Source organism: Hymenobacter sp. BRD128 (genome assembly GCF_013256625.1).
GTDB lineage: Bacteria > Bacteroidota > Bacteroidia > Cytophagales > Hymenobacteraceae > Hymenobacter.
The window spans coordinates 2,360,297-2,377,394 of the sequence record NZ_CP053908.1; the positions used below are offsets into that span (position 1 = coordinate 2,360,297).

The 17,098-nt window shown below is 64.0% G+C and carries 12 protein-coding genes; 2 read left to right on the top strand and 10 right to left on the bottom strand.

Features of this window, described 5'->3' with window-relative positions; translation table 11 throughout:
* Positions 1 to 18: 18 nt before the first annotated feature.
* Positions 19 to 1,470, top strand: coding sequence for a toxin-antitoxin system YwqK family antitoxin (locus tag GKZ68_RS10560; RefSeq protein WP_173114287.1), 1,452 nt, complete (start codon positions 19 to 21; stop codon positions 1,468 to 1,470).
* 13 nt (positions 1,471 to 1,483) lie between these two features.
* On the opposite strand, the gene GKZ68_RS10565 is transcribed toward GKZ68_RS10560, so the two are convergent.
* The 8 genes from GKZ68_RS10565 to GKZ68_RS10600 form a co-directional block, all read right to left on the bottom strand.
* Positions 1,484 to 2,632, bottom strand: a complete 1,149-nt coding sequence (locus GKZ68_RS10565) for an NAD(P)/FAD-dependent oxidoreductase (protein ID WP_173114289.1) — start codon at positions 2,630 to 2,632, stop codon at positions 1,484 to 1,486.
* A gap of 146 nt (positions 2,633 to 2,778) precedes the next feature.
* A complete protein-coding gene (locus tag GKZ68_RS10570; protein ID WP_173114291.1) occupies positions 2,779 to 4,533 on the bottom strand; it encodes a TauD/TfdA family dioxygenase in 1,755 nt (584 codons plus the stop codon).
* 96 nt (positions 4,534 to 4,629) lie between these two features.
* Entirely contained in the window at positions 4,630 to 6,243 is a 1,614-nt protein-coding gene (locus GKZ68_RS10575) for an L-tyrosine/L-tryptophan isonitrile synthase family protein (RefSeq protein WP_173114293.1), read from the bottom strand.
* A gap of 112 nt (positions 6,244 to 6,355) precedes the next feature.
* Entirely contained in the window at positions 6,356 to 8,926 is a 2,571-nt protein-coding gene (locus GKZ68_RS10580) for a type IA DNA topoisomerase (protein WP_173114295.1), read from the bottom strand.
* Positions 8,927 to 9,074: 148 nt separating this feature from the next.
* Complete coding sequence (locus GKZ68_RS10585) at positions 9,075 to 9,503, bottom strand: hypothetical protein (RefSeq protein ID WP_173114297.1); 429 nt, start codon at positions 9,501 to 9,503, stop codon at positions 9,075 to 9,077.
* A gap of 196 nt (positions 9,504 to 9,699) precedes the next feature.
* Positions 9,700 to 10,617, bottom strand: coding sequence for an EamA family transporter (locus GKZ68_RS10590; RefSeq protein WP_173114300.1), 918 nt, complete (start codon positions 10,615 to 10,617; stop codon positions 9,700 to 9,702).
* A 161-nt stretch (positions 10,618 to 10,778) separates the two neighbouring features.
* Positions 10,779 to 12,779: a TonB-dependent siderophore receptor gene (locus GKZ68_RS10595; protein ID WP_173114303.1), complete on the bottom strand. Its 2,001-nt coding sequence runs from the start codon at positions 12,777 to 12,779 to the stop codon at positions 10,779 to 10,781.
* Positions 12,780 to 12,833: 54 nt separating this feature from the next.
* Positions 12,834 to 13,745 carry a DUF3078 domain-containing protein gene (locus GKZ68_RS10600; RefSeq protein ID WP_173114306.1) on the bottom strand — a complete coding sequence of 304 codons (912 nt, stop codon included), beginning with the start codon at positions 13,743 to 13,745 and terminating at the stop codon, positions 12,834 to 12,836.
* 82 nt (positions 13,746 to 13,827) lie between these two features.
* Between GKZ68_RS10600 and GKZ68_RS10605 the strand changes: the two genes are divergently transcribed.
* Positions 13,828 to 14,964 carry an acyltransferase gene (locus tag GKZ68_RS10605; RefSeq protein ID WP_173114309.1) on the top strand — a complete coding sequence of 379 codons (1,137 nt, stop codon included), beginning with the start codon at positions 13,828 to 13,830 and terminating at the stop codon, positions 14,962 to 14,964.
* An 82-nt stretch (positions 14,965 to 15,046) separates the two neighbouring features.
* On the opposite strand, the gene can is transcribed toward GKZ68_RS10605, so the two are convergent.
* Positions 15,047 to 15,724: a carbonate dehydratase gene (gene can / locus GKZ68_RS10610; protein ID WP_173114312.1), complete on the bottom strand. Its 678-nt coding sequence runs from the start codon at positions 15,722 to 15,724 to the stop codon at positions 15,047 to 15,049.
* A 54-nt stretch (positions 15,725 to 15,778) separates the two neighbouring features.
* Positions 15,779 to 17,071: a HAMP domain-containing sensor histidine kinase gene (locus GKZ68_RS10615; protein ID WP_173114315.1), complete on the bottom strand. Its 1,293-nt coding sequence runs from the start codon at positions 17,069 to 17,071 to the stop codon at positions 15,779 to 15,781.
* Between the last annotated feature and the right edge of the window lie 27 nt (positions 17,072 to 17,098).

Below are 17,098 nucleotides of genomic sequence, written 5' to 3' on the forward strand. Positions count from 1 at the left end.
CCGGCGTTGTACTGACTTATGCGATACCTGTTGCTTTTTTTGCTGCTGCCGCTGGCTAGCCAGGCCCAACGCTCGCAGCGCGTTACGATTTATTTTGACTCGACTAAAATTCACCCGCACGAGATTTTCCGGGCCTTGGTAGGCCAGGATACCGTGATGAACGGGCCCTACAAGCGCTTTTACCCCAACAGCCGCCTCGAAGCCCAGACGCGCTACACCGACGGCAAGCGCGACTCGGTGTACGTGGAGTTTCACGCCAACCGGGGGCGGCGCCTGGAGGCTACCTACGTGGCCGGCGTGCGCCAGGGACCGTTCAAAACCTACTACGCCGATGGCAAGGTGGCCCAGGTTGGCACCTTTCTGGACGATGAGCCTAGCGGGCCGCTCACGACCTACTTTCCCACCGGCGAAATCAAGCTGCAAACGACCCTCGTGAAGGGCCAGCCCAACGGCGCGGTGCGCGAGCTGTACGCCAGCGGCCAGGCTGCGGCCGAGGTCACCTACGCCAATGGGCAGCCCAATGGCCCGGTGAAGTTTTTCTACCCTAGCGGCAAGGTGCAGAGCGAAGGCACGCTGCGCAACGGCCTGCTGGCCAGCTCCTATAAGACGTATTACGAAACCGGCCAGCTCGAAAGTGAGACGGTGATGAACGACCAGACCGGCAAGGGCAGCTACCGCTCGTACTACCCCACCGGCCAGCTCCAGACCGAGGGCACCTACGCGCCGGCGGCCCTGCGCGAGCGCCAGGTCACCAATAAGCTCGGCGACGACCTCACCAAGCGCGTGGCCCCGCGCACCGGCACGGCCGCCCTCGACGGCCCGGCTACCTCGTATTATGAAAGCGGCAAGGTGAAGGGTAAAACCACCTACCGCCTGGGCGTGCCCACCGGCCACGGCGTGGTGTATTTTGAAAACGGCAATCTCAAGGAAGAAATTGACTACGCCGCCCAGGGCCGCGACCGCAAGGTAGTGCGCTACTACGATGCCGCCGGCCAGCCCCGCCAGGCCGAGGAGCAGTACAAAAGCAACCGCCCCGCCGGCACCTGGCGCGAGTATTATCCCGATGGCAAAACCCCGCGCCTAGTCGAAGCCTACGGCCCCAGCGGCAAGCTAGCCGGCGAGCGCCTCACGTATTTTGACAATGGCAAGGTGCAGATTCGGCAGCAGTTCGACGTGAATGGCCTGCAAACCGGGCCGGGCGAAGAGTACTACGCCAGCGGCCAGCCGCGCAAGGAAGCTAACTACTTGAAAGGCCTGCTGGCCGGCGATTTCAAGGAATACCACGACGATGGCAGCCCGGCCGTGACCGGCCAGTACAAAAACGGCAAGCAGAGCGGGCAGTGGACCTACTACAAAGCCGACGGCCACAGCATCGAGCGCCAGGTAACCTACCGCGACGGCCGCCCGCAAGGCTCCGGCTCGCGCCCCAAGCTGAATGGCAAGCCCTACGTGCCCAAAGCCAAGAAATAGCGGCGGGCGTGGGCTAGTAGGGCCGGCCGTGGGTTAGCCGCAGAATAACATCAGTCATAAACGGCAGCCGCTTCAGCACCTGAATGCCGGCGGTGGTGAGCTGCGGCTGGCCAAATACCTGGTGCAGGAGACGCCCCGCCGTGATACGCAAGCTCAGCAGGCGGCGCCAGGCGCGGGTGTAGCGCTGCTCCAGCCCGGCGCGGGACAGGCGGCCGGCGAAAAATTCCTCCAGCAGGCCGTAGAGTAAGTAGCTGGCGTTCATGCCCATGCTCATGCCATTGCCGGCTAGCGGGGCGATGGTGCCGGCCGCATCGCCGAGCATCAGCACGTGGGCATCGACGGTGGAGCGCTCGCGAAACGTGATTTGGGAGATGACAATGGGCGGCGTGGGTTGGCGATGAGCAGCCTCCAGATAAGGACGCAGCAGCGGGTTTTGCATCAGCACCCGGCGCTCCATCTCGGCAATGCTGTTGCCGTGGGCGCGCAGGTTGCGCACGTCGGAGATGTAGCTGCAATTGGTGAGGCCGCCCGCCACCGGCGAGAGGCCGCAGTAGCCATCCCTGAAGTTGTGCATCTCCACCATCGCCTCGGGAAAGTCGACGTTTTCGAGGTGACGCTTCACGGCCACAAACTGGCGGGCGTGGCGGCTAGGCTCCAGAAAAGGCCGGTGCAGCTTGCTATCGAGGTTGGCGTGCTTGCCCCAGGCCCCGCAGGCGATGCGCGCCCGGCAGGTGCCGCCATCGGCCGTGGTGAGGGAGAACTGGTCGTCGGCAAAAACTACGTCCGTGACGCGCGTGCCTTCGCGCACAGTGGCACCGTGCCGGGTGGCTAGCCTAGCCAGCAGCTCATCGAGCACGTAGCGCGTAATGCCCAGGCCGCCAATATCAAGCGGGTGGTGCAGGGCCACGCCGCTGGGCGACGACACCGTGAAGCGCGTCATGCGGGGCAAGTCCATCTCGGCCAGCGGCACGCCGATGCGGCACAGGAAATCGTAGTTTTCCATCGAGATATACTCGCCGCAGACGCGGTGAAACGGGTAGGTTTCCTTCTCAAACAGCACCACCCGCCGCCCCGCCTGCGCCAATTGCAGGGCTAGCGTGAGGCCCGCCACCCCGCCGCCGATGATGGCGCAGTCGTAGAGCATATCGTCGGAAGCAGGCATAAGGGATAAGATTGGTTTAAAGTGCATTGACCGTCTTGCTGAGCTTGCCGAAGCATCTCTACCGCACCGTTTGAGTTCGTTCAACGATACGGTAGAGATGCTTCGGCAAGCTCAGCAGGACGGTCTACTATTGTTTTGACAGGTGACTATTTCTTACGCAGCGCCCGCGCGCCGAACAGCACGCCGGCCGCCAGCAGGCTGGTGTAAGCGGTGGCCATGAGCCACTTGGGTATCAGCGGGCCGTGCTCCTTGATGATGGCAGTGGCGGCGGCTTCGTCTTGGCCGGCGATTTTTTGATTCACGGTTTCGTAGCCCTGGGCGATGTAGGCCACGGCGCCGGCCAGCGGCACCAGGGCCAGGTAAGCGGCTTTGGGCAGCTTTTCGGCCTTGAATAAATAGCCAAAGCTGCCGAGCGCCAGCACGCCCGCGCCGCCCGTCAGCACCTGCGCCACGCGCATGCTGCGGTGCAGGCCTAGCGCCACAATGGCCGTGTAGAGGCCCGCGGCGCGGTCTTCGGTGTAGTCTTCGGCGTTGTTGAGCATCAGCACGCCCACTTGCAGCAGGCCGTAGGCGCCAGCCAGGGTGAGCACCGCCGGCCGCGGAAAGCGCGTGACGAGGCTAGCGGTGTAGGCCATCGGCCCGAAGAAAATAACGGCCCACAGCGCCGCCAGCTGCCACACCCCGCGCGACTTAAGGTGCAGCGGCTGCCACGAATACTGGAACCCTAGCGCCCAGCCAATGACCGTGAGCGGCACAAATTGCCAGCGCCCGGTGTGGCGCGTGAGCCAGATGCTGATGCCCACGGTGCCGGCCACCGAGGCGCGCAGCTGCCAGCGCACGCCCTGGTCGCCCAGCTCGTAGATGGCATTGGATAAGTGGCTTTTATACACGGCATCGACCTGGCGGTCGGCGTAGGTATTCACCATATCGCCGAAGTTGAAAAGCAGGTAAATGCCGGCCAGCCCCACGTACAGCTCGGGCCGGCGCAGGAAGCGGCCATCCTCGGCGCTGAGCAGAATGGGAATAAAAAAAATGGGAATCTCGGCCGGCAAAAACTCGGGCCGGCGCAGGATTTTGCTGTTGCGCAAAAACCGCCCCAGCCCGCCGTGCTTGGGCCGGGCCAGCAGGTTGATGCGCTGAATGTGGCGCTCGTTGGGATTCAGAAAAGCGTCGCGGCCGTGCAGCAGCACGTGGTTGTCGGCCAGCACAATGTCGTTATCCTGCCAGGTGTGGGTGTAAAATACCTCCGGCGCGTAGAGGGCCGCTTGCAGCTCGGCAATAAGCTCGGCCTGCGCTTCGGGCGTGGCGTCCAGCACCTCTACGTGCACGGGGTTAAGGTCGTGCACGGGCTCGGCAAAGCGCAGCGTGGCCTCCCCCGTGACGGGGTGCGCCTGCACCAGCGGCTGGGTAATGGTGCCGCCGTAGTGCACCACTTTTTCGGTGCGGTAGCGCAGCGTGGCCTGCTCCCAGCGCTGGCGCTGGGCGGCGGTGGCGCGGGCCAGCGCCCGGCCGGTATCGGCGAAGGTGGTGCCGCCGCGGTCCTCGGCGCGGGGTGCCTTCAGGCACTGAAAGAAGATGAGGTGCGGAATGCGGCCGATAAAGGCGCCGTCCCAGTGCAGCGGCACGGCGCTGGGTGTGTAGAGGTAGTTCTTGGCGTCGGGCTTAACCAGCAACTCATTGATGGCACCGAATGGCCATTGCAGCGGCTCGCCCAGCTGCTGCGCGTACAAGGCAAACTGCGTTTTGCTGAACGACTCGAACCCGCGAAAAATAAGAATGCGGTGCAGCTGCACCCACTCCGCGAGCTGCTCGGCGGCGAGGTCGGCAATAGTTTGGCCGGGTTGGCTAGCCCGCACGAGCAGGCCAAAAGGCGCTTGGGGTTCGAGGGTATACGTGGGCATGAGGCAGAGCTAGCCGATGAGCGTTAGGCAGTTGGCGACGGCAGCAAAGGTGCGGCACCCCGGCAGCCGAATGCGTAAATAATTCAGATTACTTGGTTAAGAATTCGGCCCGGCCACGAAGTGACTCGGCCGGCCGTCTTGCTCGACCAGCACGGCGCCGGTTTCCTCGGCCTGGGAGCGCTTCAGGAGCACGTAGTCGTTAGCGCGCAGCAGCACCACGCCGTGCCAGGGCGTGAGCCAGTCGTCCTGGGCGCGGGTGATGCGCAGGCCGATTTTATCGGAGTGCGGGTGCTGGGGATGGATGCTCAGGCGCAGGGCGTGCGGAAACTCCTGGGCCAGCAGCTTCGTCCAGGCGTTGCTGCGCTGAATCACTTCGTAGGCCACTTCCTTGCTTTCCTCTTTCACGCGGCTTTTGCTTTTTTCGGGGGCCAGCGCCTGGCCATCTTCCGACACGAAGCGGTGGATGCCGTTGAACATGGCGCGGGCGTGGTCGGTGTCGCGCACGCGGGCTTTCAGCTCGGCCAGCGGCTCGCCGTACTGGGCTACTATCCAGGCGCGGGCCTGGTCGAAGGAGTCGGTGGCGAGCAGGTCTTCGAGGTTCACCACGTCGAGGTCAGGGGTGCCTAGCCGCTGAATAAGGGATTTCAGCACGTCGTTGTAAGCCGATACGTCGGCGTCGCTCACCTGCACCAGGTCGGCAAACACGCGGCCATCGGCGCAGATGCTGAGGCGGGCGCCGGGCGCGTACACCTGCCGAATGTCGTCGCAGAGGCTTTGCAAAAACGTGAGCGCGATTTCCTCGCCCAAGTCGGGCAGAGTGCCCAGCACCTTCTGGCGGTTGGGCGACTTGGCCGGGAAGGCCGGCAAAATAAGGTGAATGGGCCAGCCCTGGCTGATGTAGTAGTGCAGCTTGGGCAGCTGCACGGCAATACTCTGCTCGTCGGGCGCGGGGCTAGCCTCGGAGTCGGTGCGCAACACCTTGCGGTGCCGCAAGATGAGCTTCGCCATGCGCCGCGCCACGGCAAAATCCACCGCCGGGCTCACCTGCAAAAACTGCCCTACCGCCACGCCCACTTGGCCCAGCAGCAGCGGCCCCAGCTGGGTAGCGAGCTGCGGCGTGGCCAGGGCCAGCCCGGCACTCAGCATTTCCAGCAGCTCGTCGGTGGCCTGGCCCGCGGCTGAGCGGTCGAGCAGACGCAGGCCCAGCACGCCCCAGTGCGCCGCGTACAGCGCCTGCGTGAGCGCAGGCACCAGGTTTTCGGCGGGCGCATCGGTGGCACCGCGCACCACCAGTTCAAACAAGGCCAGGCCGCGCAGACGAATATTTTCCGTTTCGGGACTGAGCACGCCGGTGGGCACGTCGGCATCGAGTAAGGCGGCCATCTGCGAGCGCAGCAGGCGGTGGTGCGGGGCTAGCAGGCGCAGCTTTTCGCGCATAAAGGCCTGAAAGCGCAATGCCAGCGGGCCGGCCGGCAGGTCGGGGCTGCGGGCCTCCAGGTCGTCGTGCACCCGCTGGTAGAGGCCGAGCACAAAGTCGTTTTTGGAGCCAAAATGCCGGTATACCTCGGCTAAGGGCTGCCCGGCGGCCAGGGCAATGTCGGCCATCGATACGGTCCCAAAACCCTGGTTTTCGAGTAGTTGCAAGCCCGTATCGAGCAGGATGCGGCGGGCAGAAGAGAAGGCAAGCGAAGAAGGAGCGGCAGCAACCATGAACAGCAAGAAACGAGGCCCACACCGGGCGTCTGCCTAAAGGTAGGAATACCTACCTGTAGCGGCCAGCCGCCACGCGCCTACCTAGCCGCGCCGACAGAGGCTTGGCACCCTAGCCGAACACTGGCACCACGCGGCCTTCCTCTACCTTGAGCGCGGCGTCGTACTTCTTGCCGGTTTTAGCGGAGAAGAAGCCTTTGATGACGCCCGTTTCGCCGCGCCGCAATAATTGGCGCAATTGCATGTCGGTCAGCTTTTTGCCGCCCCACTCGAAGGGCACCCGAAACTGGCAGTCCTCGCGGAAGCGCGAGCAGCCGAAGGCGCTGCTGCCCTTGAGCATAGTGCCGAGCCGGCACACCGGGCACGGAATCTGGCCGGGGTCGGTGGCCGTGGTGGGCTTGCTTTCGGCGGCGGGCACCAACTCAAACTGGTGGCGGGCATCGAGAATAAGTGCGCCGTCGATTTTCTCGCCCGCGCCCGTTACGAAACCCTTAATGAGCTGCGTACGGCCCTTGGCCAGCAGACTTTTCACCTGTGGGTCGCTCAGCTTTTTACCCAATATCTCAATGGGTAGCCGGAACTGGCAGCCCTCGCGGAAGCGGGCGCAGCCAAAGGCCGTTTTGCCGCGCAGGATGTGGCCGGTTTTGCAGGCCGGGCAGGTGCCGAGGCCATTGGCAGCGGCAGTGGGGCTAGCGGCTTTGGCGGCTGAGCCGGCCGGCTTTTGCACCGAGCCGTTGGCCGTAGCGGGCTGGCTAGGCCCACTCACTGCTGCCGCCGCGCTACCGGCCGACACGGCGCGGCCGCTGCGGTCGGTTTTTACCTCCTGCACCATTTCGCGGACCAAGCCCTTCAACTCCTCTAAAAACTGGTCGGACGGCAGCTCATTGCGCTCAATCTGGCGCAGCTTTTTCTCCCACTGGCCGGTCAGCTCCGCCGATTTCAGCGTGGGGTTGCGGATGAGGCCGATGAGCTCGACGCCAGTGGGCGTGGGTAAAATCCGCTTCTTATCGCGCCGGATATAGTTGCGCTTAAATAGCGTTTCAATGATGGCGGCGCGGGTGCTGGGGCGGCCGATACCGTTTTCCTTCATGGCTAGGCGCAGCTCATCGTCGTCGATGTTGCGGCCGGCCGTTTCCATGCCGCGCAGCAGGCTGGCCTCGGTGTAGTCCTTGGGCGGCTGGGTCATCTTGCTTTCCAGGCGCGGCTGGTGCGGGCCGCTTTCGCCCTTGGCGAAGCTGGGCAGCACGGTGCTCACCACGTCGTCATTGTCTTCGGCGCCGGTGGCTTTCTCACCGGCCGGGGCCGCGGGCTTAGGCGCGGCCTGCTGGCTAGGGTCGCCGTAGACCACGCGCCAGCCGGGGCTCAGTATCTGCCGGCCGCGCACGCGAAAGAGAAACCCCGCCGCTTCGGCCAGCACGGTGGTATTGCTCACCTCGCAGTCGGGATAAAAGGCGGCGATGAAGCGGCGCACGATGATGTCGTACACGCTGCTTTCCATGCCGCCGCCGGGGCCCCCGCTACCCGTCGGAATGATGGCGTGGTGGTCCGTTACCTTATTGTTATTGAATACCTTACTGGTTTTTGGAATCTTATTTGCCAGCAGCGGCCCGGTCAGGTTTGAATAGCCAATGCCGCGCAGAATACCCGGTATTTTGGGGTAAATGTCGTCGGGCAGAAACGTGGTGTCGACGCGCGGGTAACTCACGGCCTTCTTCTCGTAAAGCGCCTGCACAATCTTGAGCGTATCCTCGGCCGAGAGGCCCAGCTGGTTGTTGCACTGCACTTGCAGCGCGGTCAGGTCGAAGAGGCGCGGCGGCGACTCGCGGCCTTTTTTTATCTCGACGTTGGTGACGGTGAGCGGCGCGGGCTGCACCGTTTCGAGGGCCTTCTTGGCCTCGTCTTCCTTCACGAAGTACCCTAGCGCGCGCAGGCGGCTCTGCTCGTCGGGCGCGTCCTGGGCTTCTTTTTGCTCGGCTTCGGTATTAATGCGGGTGAAGGTGGTGTCGCGGTATTGCGTCTTCAGCACCCAGTACGGCTCGGGCTTGAAGTTGCGGATTTCGTGGTGGCGGTCCACGAGCAGGGCGAGCGTGGGCGTTTGCACCCGGCCGATGCTCAGCAGCTGCTTGTCGCCGTAGGTGGTGTATTTGAGGGTGAAGAGGCGCGTGGCGTTGAGGCCCAGCAGCCAGTCGCCCACCGCGCGGCTGCGCCCGGCCTGGTAGAGGCTGTCGAACTCCTTGCCATCGCGCAGATTATTGAAACCCTGGCGGATAGCCTCTTCGGTGAGCGACGAAATCCAGAGGCGCTTCACCGGCTTGCGGCACTTGGCCTCGTGAATAACCCAGCGCTGAATGACCTCGCCCTCCTGCCCGGCGTCGCCGCAGTTGATGACCTCGGTAGCCGCGTCGAGCAGGCGCTTGATGGTGTTGAACTGCTTGACCACGCCCTCGTCGCGGCGCATGAGCTTGATGCCGAACTGCTCGGGTATCATGGGCAGGTCGTGCAGGCTCCAGCGCTTCCACTCGGGGCGGTAGTCGTCGGGCTCCTTGAGCTGGCAGAAGTGGCCAAACGTCCAGGTGACCTGGTAGCCATTGCCCTCGTAGTAGCCGTCCATGCGCCGGTCGGCCCCGATAACCTGGGCGATTTCGCGGGCTACGCTGGGCTTTTCGGCTAGGCAAACCTTCATCGCAGATTCAAACTGATTTAACGGATTTCGCAGATACGCCCGCTAAAGCGGGCTGGCGCTAATCAACAAAAATACGTTGCGAAAAGGTCGGAATGACTGGCTGGCTCACTGCGTGGAGCACCGACACGCGGCGGCGCCGGGCGCCCGGCTAGCGGAAGTACCTGGGCTTGAGCTGCGCTTTGATACGCTGGGGAAGCTGGTGCACCTCGAATGCTCGCAGGACCCGGACTTCCCTTCGGTGGCTGTATTGGGCTGAGCCGAGTAAAATGCCCAGGGTAGTAGCGGCAAAAATCGGCGCTACCAGGATGTACGTGAGCCCCACCCCAACGGGGTCGTTAGAATGAATGCCGTCGAGGTAGCTCGCAGTGCCGAGACCCAAGTTGGCCCCCAGCACGACGAGGCACAGCCGTCGCTTGTGCACAAACAGCCGGTGAATAGCCGCCATCGTATCAGGCGCCGCTGGCGTGGCAGCCAGCGGCGCCGTGAGCGAATCGGGCCTAGCCGCCCGGCTCGAAACTTGAGCAGCAACCTGCAGGGTGGCTAGCAGCAGGACCACAAATAGGAAAAAGTGTTTCATAGCGCAGAAAGAACAAATGACAGGGCGAAGTACGCAGTCCTTTTCAGTGCTTCCTACTGACAGCAAATGAGCCCAAAGTCTGATTATATAGCGCACAAAGCGCTATAAATCAAAACGCAAGGACATTGCACACTTTCTCCTAAAGTCAGGGGCTGGCAACAATAAAGGTCGAGCCGCCAGGCTGAAGGGGGCTAGCCTATCCTTTCTTTTGCTGCGTGGTAATCAGCACCACCGAGCCCACGATAACGGCCGCGCCTACCAGCATTTGGCCGGTCAGCTTTTCGCCGCGCATGGCCCAGCCCAACAGCACGGCCACCACGGGGTTGACGTAGGCGTAGGTGGCCACCCGCGCCGGCGGGGCGTGCTTCAGCAGCCAGCTATAGGCCGTGAAGGCCACCAGCGAGCCAAACACCACCAGGTAGCCCCAGCCCAGCCACGCCGCCAGCCCAAAACGGCCAGGGTGCAGCCCCTGCCACTCGCCGGTGGCCGTGCCTAATAGCAGCAGCAGCGCGCCGCCGGCCAGCATTTGCATGCCCGAGGCCAGCACCGCCGACCGGGGCACCGGCGAGCGCAGCCCGTAGATGGAGCCCGCCGCCCAGCTAAACGCCGCCAGCAGCACCAGTGCCACGCCGGTAAGCTGGGCGTGGCTAGCCCCCATCGTCAGCTGCTCGCCCACCAGCAGGTACACACCCACGAAACCCAACAGCAACCCCAGCACCACCTTCCCGCCGGGCCGCTCGCCGCGCAGCCAGAGCCAGCCCAGAATAACAATCCAGAACGGCTCGCTGGCAATGAGCAGCGCGGCCAGGCTGCTGGGTAGCGCGCGCTCGGCCAGCACCACCATGCCGTTGCCGCCCAGCAGCAGCAGGCCGCCCACCACGAAGCTCGTTTTCCACTGCGCCAGGGTGGGTTTTTCATAATCGGCCGAGGCGCGCCCGGCCAGCGCCAAGATGCTGCCCGCCAGCACAAACCGGCTGCCCGCCAGCAAAAACGGCGGCATCGTGACAATGGCATACTTGATGGCCAGGTACGTGGAGCCCCACAGCAGGTACACGGCCGCGAAGGCCAGAATGAGCAGGATAGTTCGCGGCTTAGTGGCGAGGGGGCTAGCCATTATTTTCTTCTAAATAAGTGTTCAAAAAAGAACGTCATGCGGAGCTTGCCGAAGCATCTCTACCGCTTTATCAGCGCCACTCACCGGCGTGGTAGAGATGCTTCGGCAAGCTCCGCATGACGGGCTGTCTACTTTCTAAAAAGCACTCAGGATGCGTGCTCTTATTTACGCAGCGCTACGCGCACGCCGGCCATGAGCCAGCGGGTGGGCATCTGGGCCCCTAGCAGGTCCGAGTAATGAGCATTAAACAGGTTTTGGGCCTGGCCCACCAGCCACACGCGCTCGGGCACCAGCGTCAGGTCGAGGCGGGCGTTGAAGACGGCGTAGCTCGGCGTGAGCTCGGCAAAGTTGGTGCTGGCGCTGGCCACGGTTTGCTGCCCGGCGCGCTGCTTATACACCCCGCCGAAGGCCAGCGCAAAGCGCCGGTGCGTGACACTCACGTTGCCGGTCACGAGCTGGCGCGCCACGTTAGAGAGGTACTGCGACTGCACGTCGCCCTCCACGCCCAGGTGCACCCAGGTATAGCCCACGCTGCCATCGAGGCGCAGGCCGGGGGCTAGCTGGGCGCGGCTGCTCAACTCGGTTTCGAGGCCCTGGGTGGTCACGGCAAACAGGTTTTCGGCCAGCCGGTAGCTGCCGCTCGGGTTGATATTGGTAAAGCCCGTCGTTTCGATTACCTGGCTGCCGGTGGCGGCCACGTAGTCAATCAGGTTGCGGCCGTAGCGGTTGAAGTACGTGCCGCGCAGCGTGAGCGCCTGCCACGGCTGGTAGTCCAGGCCGGCCTCGTAGTTCCAGGTGCGCTCGGCGCTGAGCGCGGGGCTGCCCACGTTGAAGCCGCTGGGCACGATGCCGGGCCGGATGGCCGAGTTGTACTGCTCGGTAAAGTTGGGTGCCCGGATGCCCCGGCCCACCGCGCCGCGCACGGTCAGCTTTTCGCCCACCAGCTGGCTGGCGTTGAGCTGGGGCACTACCTCGGTGCCATAGTTCTGGTCGTGGTCGAGGCGCAGGGCGGCGGTCACGTTCAGGCCGGCCGTGGGGGCTAGCCCGGCCACGGCAAAGGCGCCGGTGTGCCACACGGCGTGGTCGCCGCGGTCGTTGCTGAGCACGGCGCGGCGGTCGGCCTGGCCGCCCAGCGTGAGGCGCACGTGGTCAGACACTTGCAGCTGGTGCTGGCCCTGCACGTTGAGATAGTGCATGAGGTGGTCGCTGGCCACCGAGGTCGGCGTGTACACGTAGTAATCGGTGCTGGCCGTGCCCACAATTTGCAATTCGGTGCGGGCGCGCTCGTTCCACTCGTAGCGCAGCTGGCCCTGGTACCAGTCGCGGCTGGTGGTTTCGCGGGCACGGTCGGCGGTGGCGGTGGTATAAAAATTCTGGGCGTTGTAGTCGCGGCGGTCGAAGCTGGCCCTAGCGGCGGCGCTGAATTTTTCGCTGAGTTGATACGCGCCCGACAGCGAATACGTATTCAGCTTGAAGTTATTGCGCCCGCCGCCGGGCAGGTCGAGCAGCTGGCCGCTGGCCGTGTTGTTCAGAATACCGCCCGCCAGCCGCAGACCCTTATCCTGGCCGTAGAAGCCGGCGTTGGTGCTTTTCAGCCCGTACTCGCCGGCCAGGAAAGTGCCGGCCAGCTCCGTGCCATCGGGCCGGTGGGTGGCGGCGAAGGTTTTGGTGACGATGTTGATGAAGCCGCCCACCGCATCGGGGCCATAGAGGGCCGCGCCGGGGCCGCGCACCACCTCAATCTGCTCAATCTCGGCCGGCGTGATGGGAAAGTAGCCGGCAAAGTGGCCCGTCAGCGGGTCATTCAGCCGCATGCCATCCAGCAAAATCAGCACCTGATTAAACGTGGAGCCGCGCAGCGTGATGTCGGCCTGGGTGCCAAAATTGCCCCGGCTCTGCACCTCCATTGCGGGCAGCAGGCGCAGCAGGTCGTCGAGCGACGTAACCGGGTAGTGGCTGAGCGTGCTGCCGGGCACCACCGTCACGTAGCGGCCGGTCTGGCCCGCCAGCTGGCCGAGGCGGGTGGCGTATACGGTCACTTCGCCCAGCGCGCGCTGGCGGGCAGTATCGGCGGGCACGGTGGCGCGCTGGGCCTGGGCCGCGTTCGGCAGGGCTAGCAGCGACGTGGAAAACAGAACAGCGGCGGGTAAAAATCGGAGCATAAAACGGGTAAATGGCCCCGCAAAGCTACGCCCGGCCTAGCCCGCCGCCCGCCGCTACTTGGCCACGACGGCCGGTTTTTGGCGCGTTAACAGCAATCCCAGCCCCAGCCCCTGGCTGAATTGCAGGCCCGCATCCTGGTCGTACTGGTAAAGCACCGTGCTTTGAAAATTAACGCTCAGCAGCCCGTAGACCTTGGCCGTGAGCGTGAGGTCGAGGCGGTGGTTGATTTCCTGCGCCCGAAAGTGGCCGTAGTTGGTAAAGAGTAGGTAGCGGGCCTTGAAGTTGGCGTTGGGGCCCAGCGGCTGGTCGAGGCTAGCCAGCACCTGGGCGGCTAACAGTTCCCAGCGCGTGGTGTGGCCGGGGCTCACGCCGTACACCACATCGGTGGGCAGGGTCTGAAAGCGGCCCAGGTCGCGCACGATAGTGAGGCGCGGCGCAAAGGGCGAGAGCCGCAGCGAAAACCGCTTACTGGGATGATACTCAAAGCCATAAGCATTCGTCAGATAAGCCGGGGCCAGGAAGCTGGAAATCAGCCGGGGCCTGTCGCCCGAGTAGTCGTAGCCGGGCGCAAACTGCGAGAGCAGGTTTAAGGACACGAAGGCGTCCCACTTGGGCGTGAGGGCGTGGCCATACTTGGTATCGAGCCAGAGGCGGTCGTTGGTTTTGCGGTAGCCCTGGCCGCGGGTGTACTGGCCGGCGTAGAGAAAATCGGCTTCGTTGTCCCAGCTGCGCTTGCCGCGCAGGTAGTGCGCCTGGCCATTAAACAAGGTGCTCAGGCCCAACGAGGTAGCGCCACCGCCTTTCCAGTTGTCGGAGATGACGGCCTCGTTCAGGTTCACACCCGCTTTGAGGCTGGTGCGCCAGTAGGAGGTGTCGGCGGGCAGGGCTGCGGACAATGCAACGCCGGCCTGAGCCGCCGCCAGGGCCGGCAGCAGCGCCAGCAGCACAGCTAACAGTTTTTTCATCGTAGAATCCCGAGCAGGCGGCAAAGAGTGGCGATAAGTGCCGGTAAATGTACCCAACGCGGTAGTAGTATCTTGCGCGCTGATGCCACCTACTCCGTCTATCGTGCACTCAGCTGCACGGCCTTATTACCCGGCCCTCACCGGGCTGCGGGCCGTAGCGGCCTACCTGGTTTTTGCCGCCCACTTTCGCTCGGCGGCGGCGTCCGATTTTTACTGGCGCCTAGCGGAGCGGGGTGGCCTGGGCGTAGGGATGTTTTTTGTGCTCAGCGGCTTCGTGATTGCGGCGCGCTACCAAGGCGATGTGCAGCTCACGCGCAGCTGGCTGCGACGCTACCTGTGGCGGCGGGCAGCCCGCATCTACCCCGTTTTTTTTCTACTTAATGGCCTGGCACTGTGGCAGGTGTATTGGCCATTGGCGCGGGCTACGGCGGCGAATACCCTGCTACTGGTTTTCCTGAGCCAGAGCTTGCTGAAAGGCTTCTCCAATACGCTCATGTTTGTAGGATTGCCGCAAAGCTGGTCGCTCACCACCGAGGAGTGCTTTTATTTTTCAGCTCCCCTCGTCCTGCTCTGGCAAGACCGCTGGCGCTGGGCACCCCTGGCCTTTGCTGCGCTGATGATGGTCCTGGGAGTAGCCCTCACGGCCCTGTGCAGCGGCCGGCCGGCGCTCCACGGCCTGTTCGGCTCCTACCGGGCGCTGTTCAACTACCTGTATTTCGGACGGGTGCTGGAATTTATGATGGGCCTGATGCTCGCCCGCTGGTGGGCGGCCCGCCCGCCCGCGCCTGCGCCGGACTGGCCCTGGCGCACGATTACCGGCTTGGCCCTGATGGCACTGGCAATGGGCTGGCTGGTGTGGCTCAACCCCCACTTTCAGTGGTACCAGGGCGTGCCAGCTTCTGCCACGGTTATTACCAATACACTGTTTCCGCTGGGTGTGACGCTGCTGCTAGCGGGCCTGCTGGCCGAGCGCAGCTGGCTCCGACGCGGGCTGTCCACCCCTCTGCTGCAAGCGCTGGGGCGCAGCTCCTACTTTTTTTACCTGCTGCACGTAGGGGTTTTCAGCTTGTGGTGGCAGCACCGCTTCGGCTGGGGGCACCACGTAGGCTGGCAGTTTGTGGCTACGTTGCTCCTGGCTGAGTTGGGCTACCGGCTACTCGAAGAGCCGCTCCGCCGCTGGGTGCTGGCCCAGACGCTGCCGCGCGAAGCTGCCGCCTGACTGCCCCCGAGGCAGTGCCGGTAGCCTGCGTACCCAGGCACTGCACCGGGGGGCTTAGTTCAATAGCAAATAAAATGCGGTATTATTTAGCACTACTCGGCGCGCGGCCAGCTTCATTATCCGGCGCGGCCTCCGTGCCGTAAATGTGCTCCAGCTCTTCGACTACTTCCAGGCCATCGACTTTGAGGTCTTTGAGCACGCCATCGGCAATATCGTAGACGAGGCCGTGGAGGCGGGGCGGCTGGTGGCCGCGCAGCGCGTTCTGGATGATGTTGGTTTTGGCCAGGTTGCGCACTTGCTCCACCACGTTGAGCTCGACGAGGCGGCGCAGGCGCTGCCGCTCGTCCGGGAGACGCAGCAGCTCGGTTTCGTGCAGGTGCACCACGTCGCGGATATTGACCAGCCAGTTGTCAATCAGCCCGTACTGCTTGTTGGTGGCCGCCGCCGCCACGCCGCCGCAGCCGTAGTGGCCCACCACCAGAATATCCTGCACGCCGAGCACTTCCACGGCGTATTGCAGCACGCTGAGCAGGTTCATGTCGGTGTGCACCACCAGGTTGGCAATGTTGCGGTGCACAAACATCTCCCCCGGCCCGGTGCCCGTGATGCCCGAGGCCGGCACCCGCGAGTCGGAGCAGCCGATGAACAGGTAGCGCGGCTGCTGGCCATTAGCCAGGCGCTGAAAAAACTGCGGGTCCTCGGCGTTTTTGGTAGCCACCCACTGCCGATTGTTGGCCAGAATATCCTGAATGCCGGACATAAAATGAATTAAAAAGAAAGCGCTAGCACCTAGCTGCGCCTTATACGCAGCCGGCTAGGGTATGCGTTGGGGCAAGGCCCCGGCTGCCGGCTCAAAGCTGACGCGCAGCGTGTGCCGCGCCCCGGCTGGCGCAAAGTCGTAGCTCAGCCCGAAGCCATAGTAGGCGCAAATATGCTGCACGATACTCAGACCCAGCCCCGGCGACTCGGAAGCGGCGTTGTGCTTGCGGAAGCGCTCAAAAAACCGGGCCGGGTCGCCGTGCACCACCGGGCCGGGGTTGCTCATTTCCAGGGCGCTATCGGTGAGGCGCACGGCCACGTCGCCGCCCGGCACGTTGTGCCGGATGGCATTGTGCAGCAGGTTGTGCAGCAGCGAGTCGGCTAGCCCGGGGTGCAACTTACGGGGCGGCGCGGCGGCCAGGGTGAGGCGCAGGGCCAGGTGGCGCGCTTCGAGCAGGGGGGCGAGCTGCTCGGCTTTTTCGGCAATCAGGCTGGCCAGGTCGAGCGGCACGGCCTGGGTAAACTGGCCATTTTCGATACGGCTGAGCAGCCCCAGCGCCTGGTGCAGCCGCGACAGCCGCCGGGTGGCGCCGTAGAGGTCGGCCAGCAGCGGGGCCGCCGCGGCATCGGTGGCCAGAACGGGCAGCTGCAGCAGCTGCTCGAGCTGCGCCTGCATAATGGCCAGCGGCGTCTGGGTTTCGTGGGCGGCATTGGCGGTGAACTCGCGTAGGCTCTCGTAGTCGGCCCCTAGCCGGGCGCACAAGTAGTTGAGGGACTGGTTTAATTCGGCAAATTCCTCGATATTCGACGTGGGCAGGTTTAGCGGTTGGTGCTGCTGCAAGTCGTAGGTGCGCAGCGTGGCCAGCGTGTGCTGAAACGGCGCCCATAGCCGCCCCGACAAGTAGTGGTGCAGCCACACAATACCGCCCAGCAGCAGCGCCAGCACCACCAGCATGCTGCCCACGGTAGCCGCCAGCAGCTCATCGGTTTCGACCAGCGACCGGCGCAGCGTTACCCAGGTGGGGGCCTGCTCCGCCCCCGCCACCCGAAACGTAAGCTGGCGGTGCGGCACTATCGCGCCTTCGATGGGGTCGAGCAGCGTGGTATCCGAAAAGCCCAGCGGCCGGGGTTTGGTACTCAAGCTATACTGGTGCCTGAATACCGGCTCGGGCAAGGGCCGGCCGTGGGCCACCTGGGCCGCTAGCTCGAGGCGCTGGTTTTGCAGCTGCTCGCTCACCTCATTGCGCACGGCGTGGTCGGTGCCCACGTACAGCACCAGGCTGCCCACTGCAAATAGCCCCGCGCTCAGTAGCACGTAGTAGCGATTGGTGGCCGACAGGAGCTTCATTTTTATTCTTTAAGCAATGCCCGCAGC

What these genes read in the sequence shown, in the direction of transcription:
- GKZ68_RS10600 (WP_173114306.1), bottom strand. Translation starts at nt 13,745, where the DNA reads ATGAAAAAACTGTTAGCTGTGCTGCTGGCGCTGCTGCCGGCCCTGGCG.
- GKZ68_RS10560 (WP_173114287.1), top strand. Translation starts at nt 19, where the DNA reads ATGCGATACCTGTTGCTTTTTTTGCTGCTGCCGCTGGCTAGCCAGGCC.
- GKZ68_RS10615 (WP_173114315.1), bottom strand. Translation starts at nt 17,071, where the DNA reads ATGAAGCTCCTGTCGGCCACCAATCGCTACTACGTGCTACTGAGCGCG.
- can (WP_173114312.1), bottom strand. Translation starts at nt 15,724, where the DNA reads ATGTCCGGCATTCAGGATATTCTGGCCAACAATCGGCAGTGGGTGGCT.
- GKZ68_RS10605 (WP_173114309.1), top strand. Translation starts at nt 13,828, where the DNA reads ATGCCACCTACTCCGTCTATCGTGCACTCAGCTGCACGGCCTTATTAC.
- GKZ68_RS10570 (WP_173114291.1), bottom strand. Translation starts at nt 4,533, where the DNA reads ATGCCCACGTATACCCTCGAACCCCAAGCGCCTTTTGGCCTGCTCGTG.
- GKZ68_RS10585 (WP_173114297.1), bottom strand. Translation starts at nt 9,503, where the DNA reads ATGAAACACTTTTTCCTATTTGTGGTCCTGCTGCTAGCCACCCTGCAG.
- GKZ68_RS10580 (WP_173114295.1), bottom strand. Translation starts at nt 8,926, where the DNA reads ATGAAGGTTTGCCTAGCCGAAAAGCCCAGCGTAGCCCGCGAAATCGCC.
- GKZ68_RS10595 (WP_173114303.1), bottom strand. Translation starts at nt 12,779, where the DNA reads ATGCTCCGATTTTTACCCGCCGCTGTTCTGTTTTCCACGTCGCTGCTA.
- GKZ68_RS10565 (WP_173114289.1), bottom strand. Translation starts at nt 2,632, where the DNA reads ATGCCTGCTTCCGACGATATGCTCTACGACTGCGCCATCATCGGCGGC.
- GKZ68_RS10590 (WP_173114300.1), bottom strand. Translation starts at nt 10,617, where the DNA reads ATGGCTAGCCCCCTCGCCACTAAGCCGCGAACTATCCTGCTCATTCTG.
- GKZ68_RS10575 (WP_173114293.1), bottom strand. Translation starts at nt 6,243, where the DNA reads ATGGTTGCTGCCGCTCCTTCTTCGCTTGCCTTCTCTTCTGCCCGCCGC.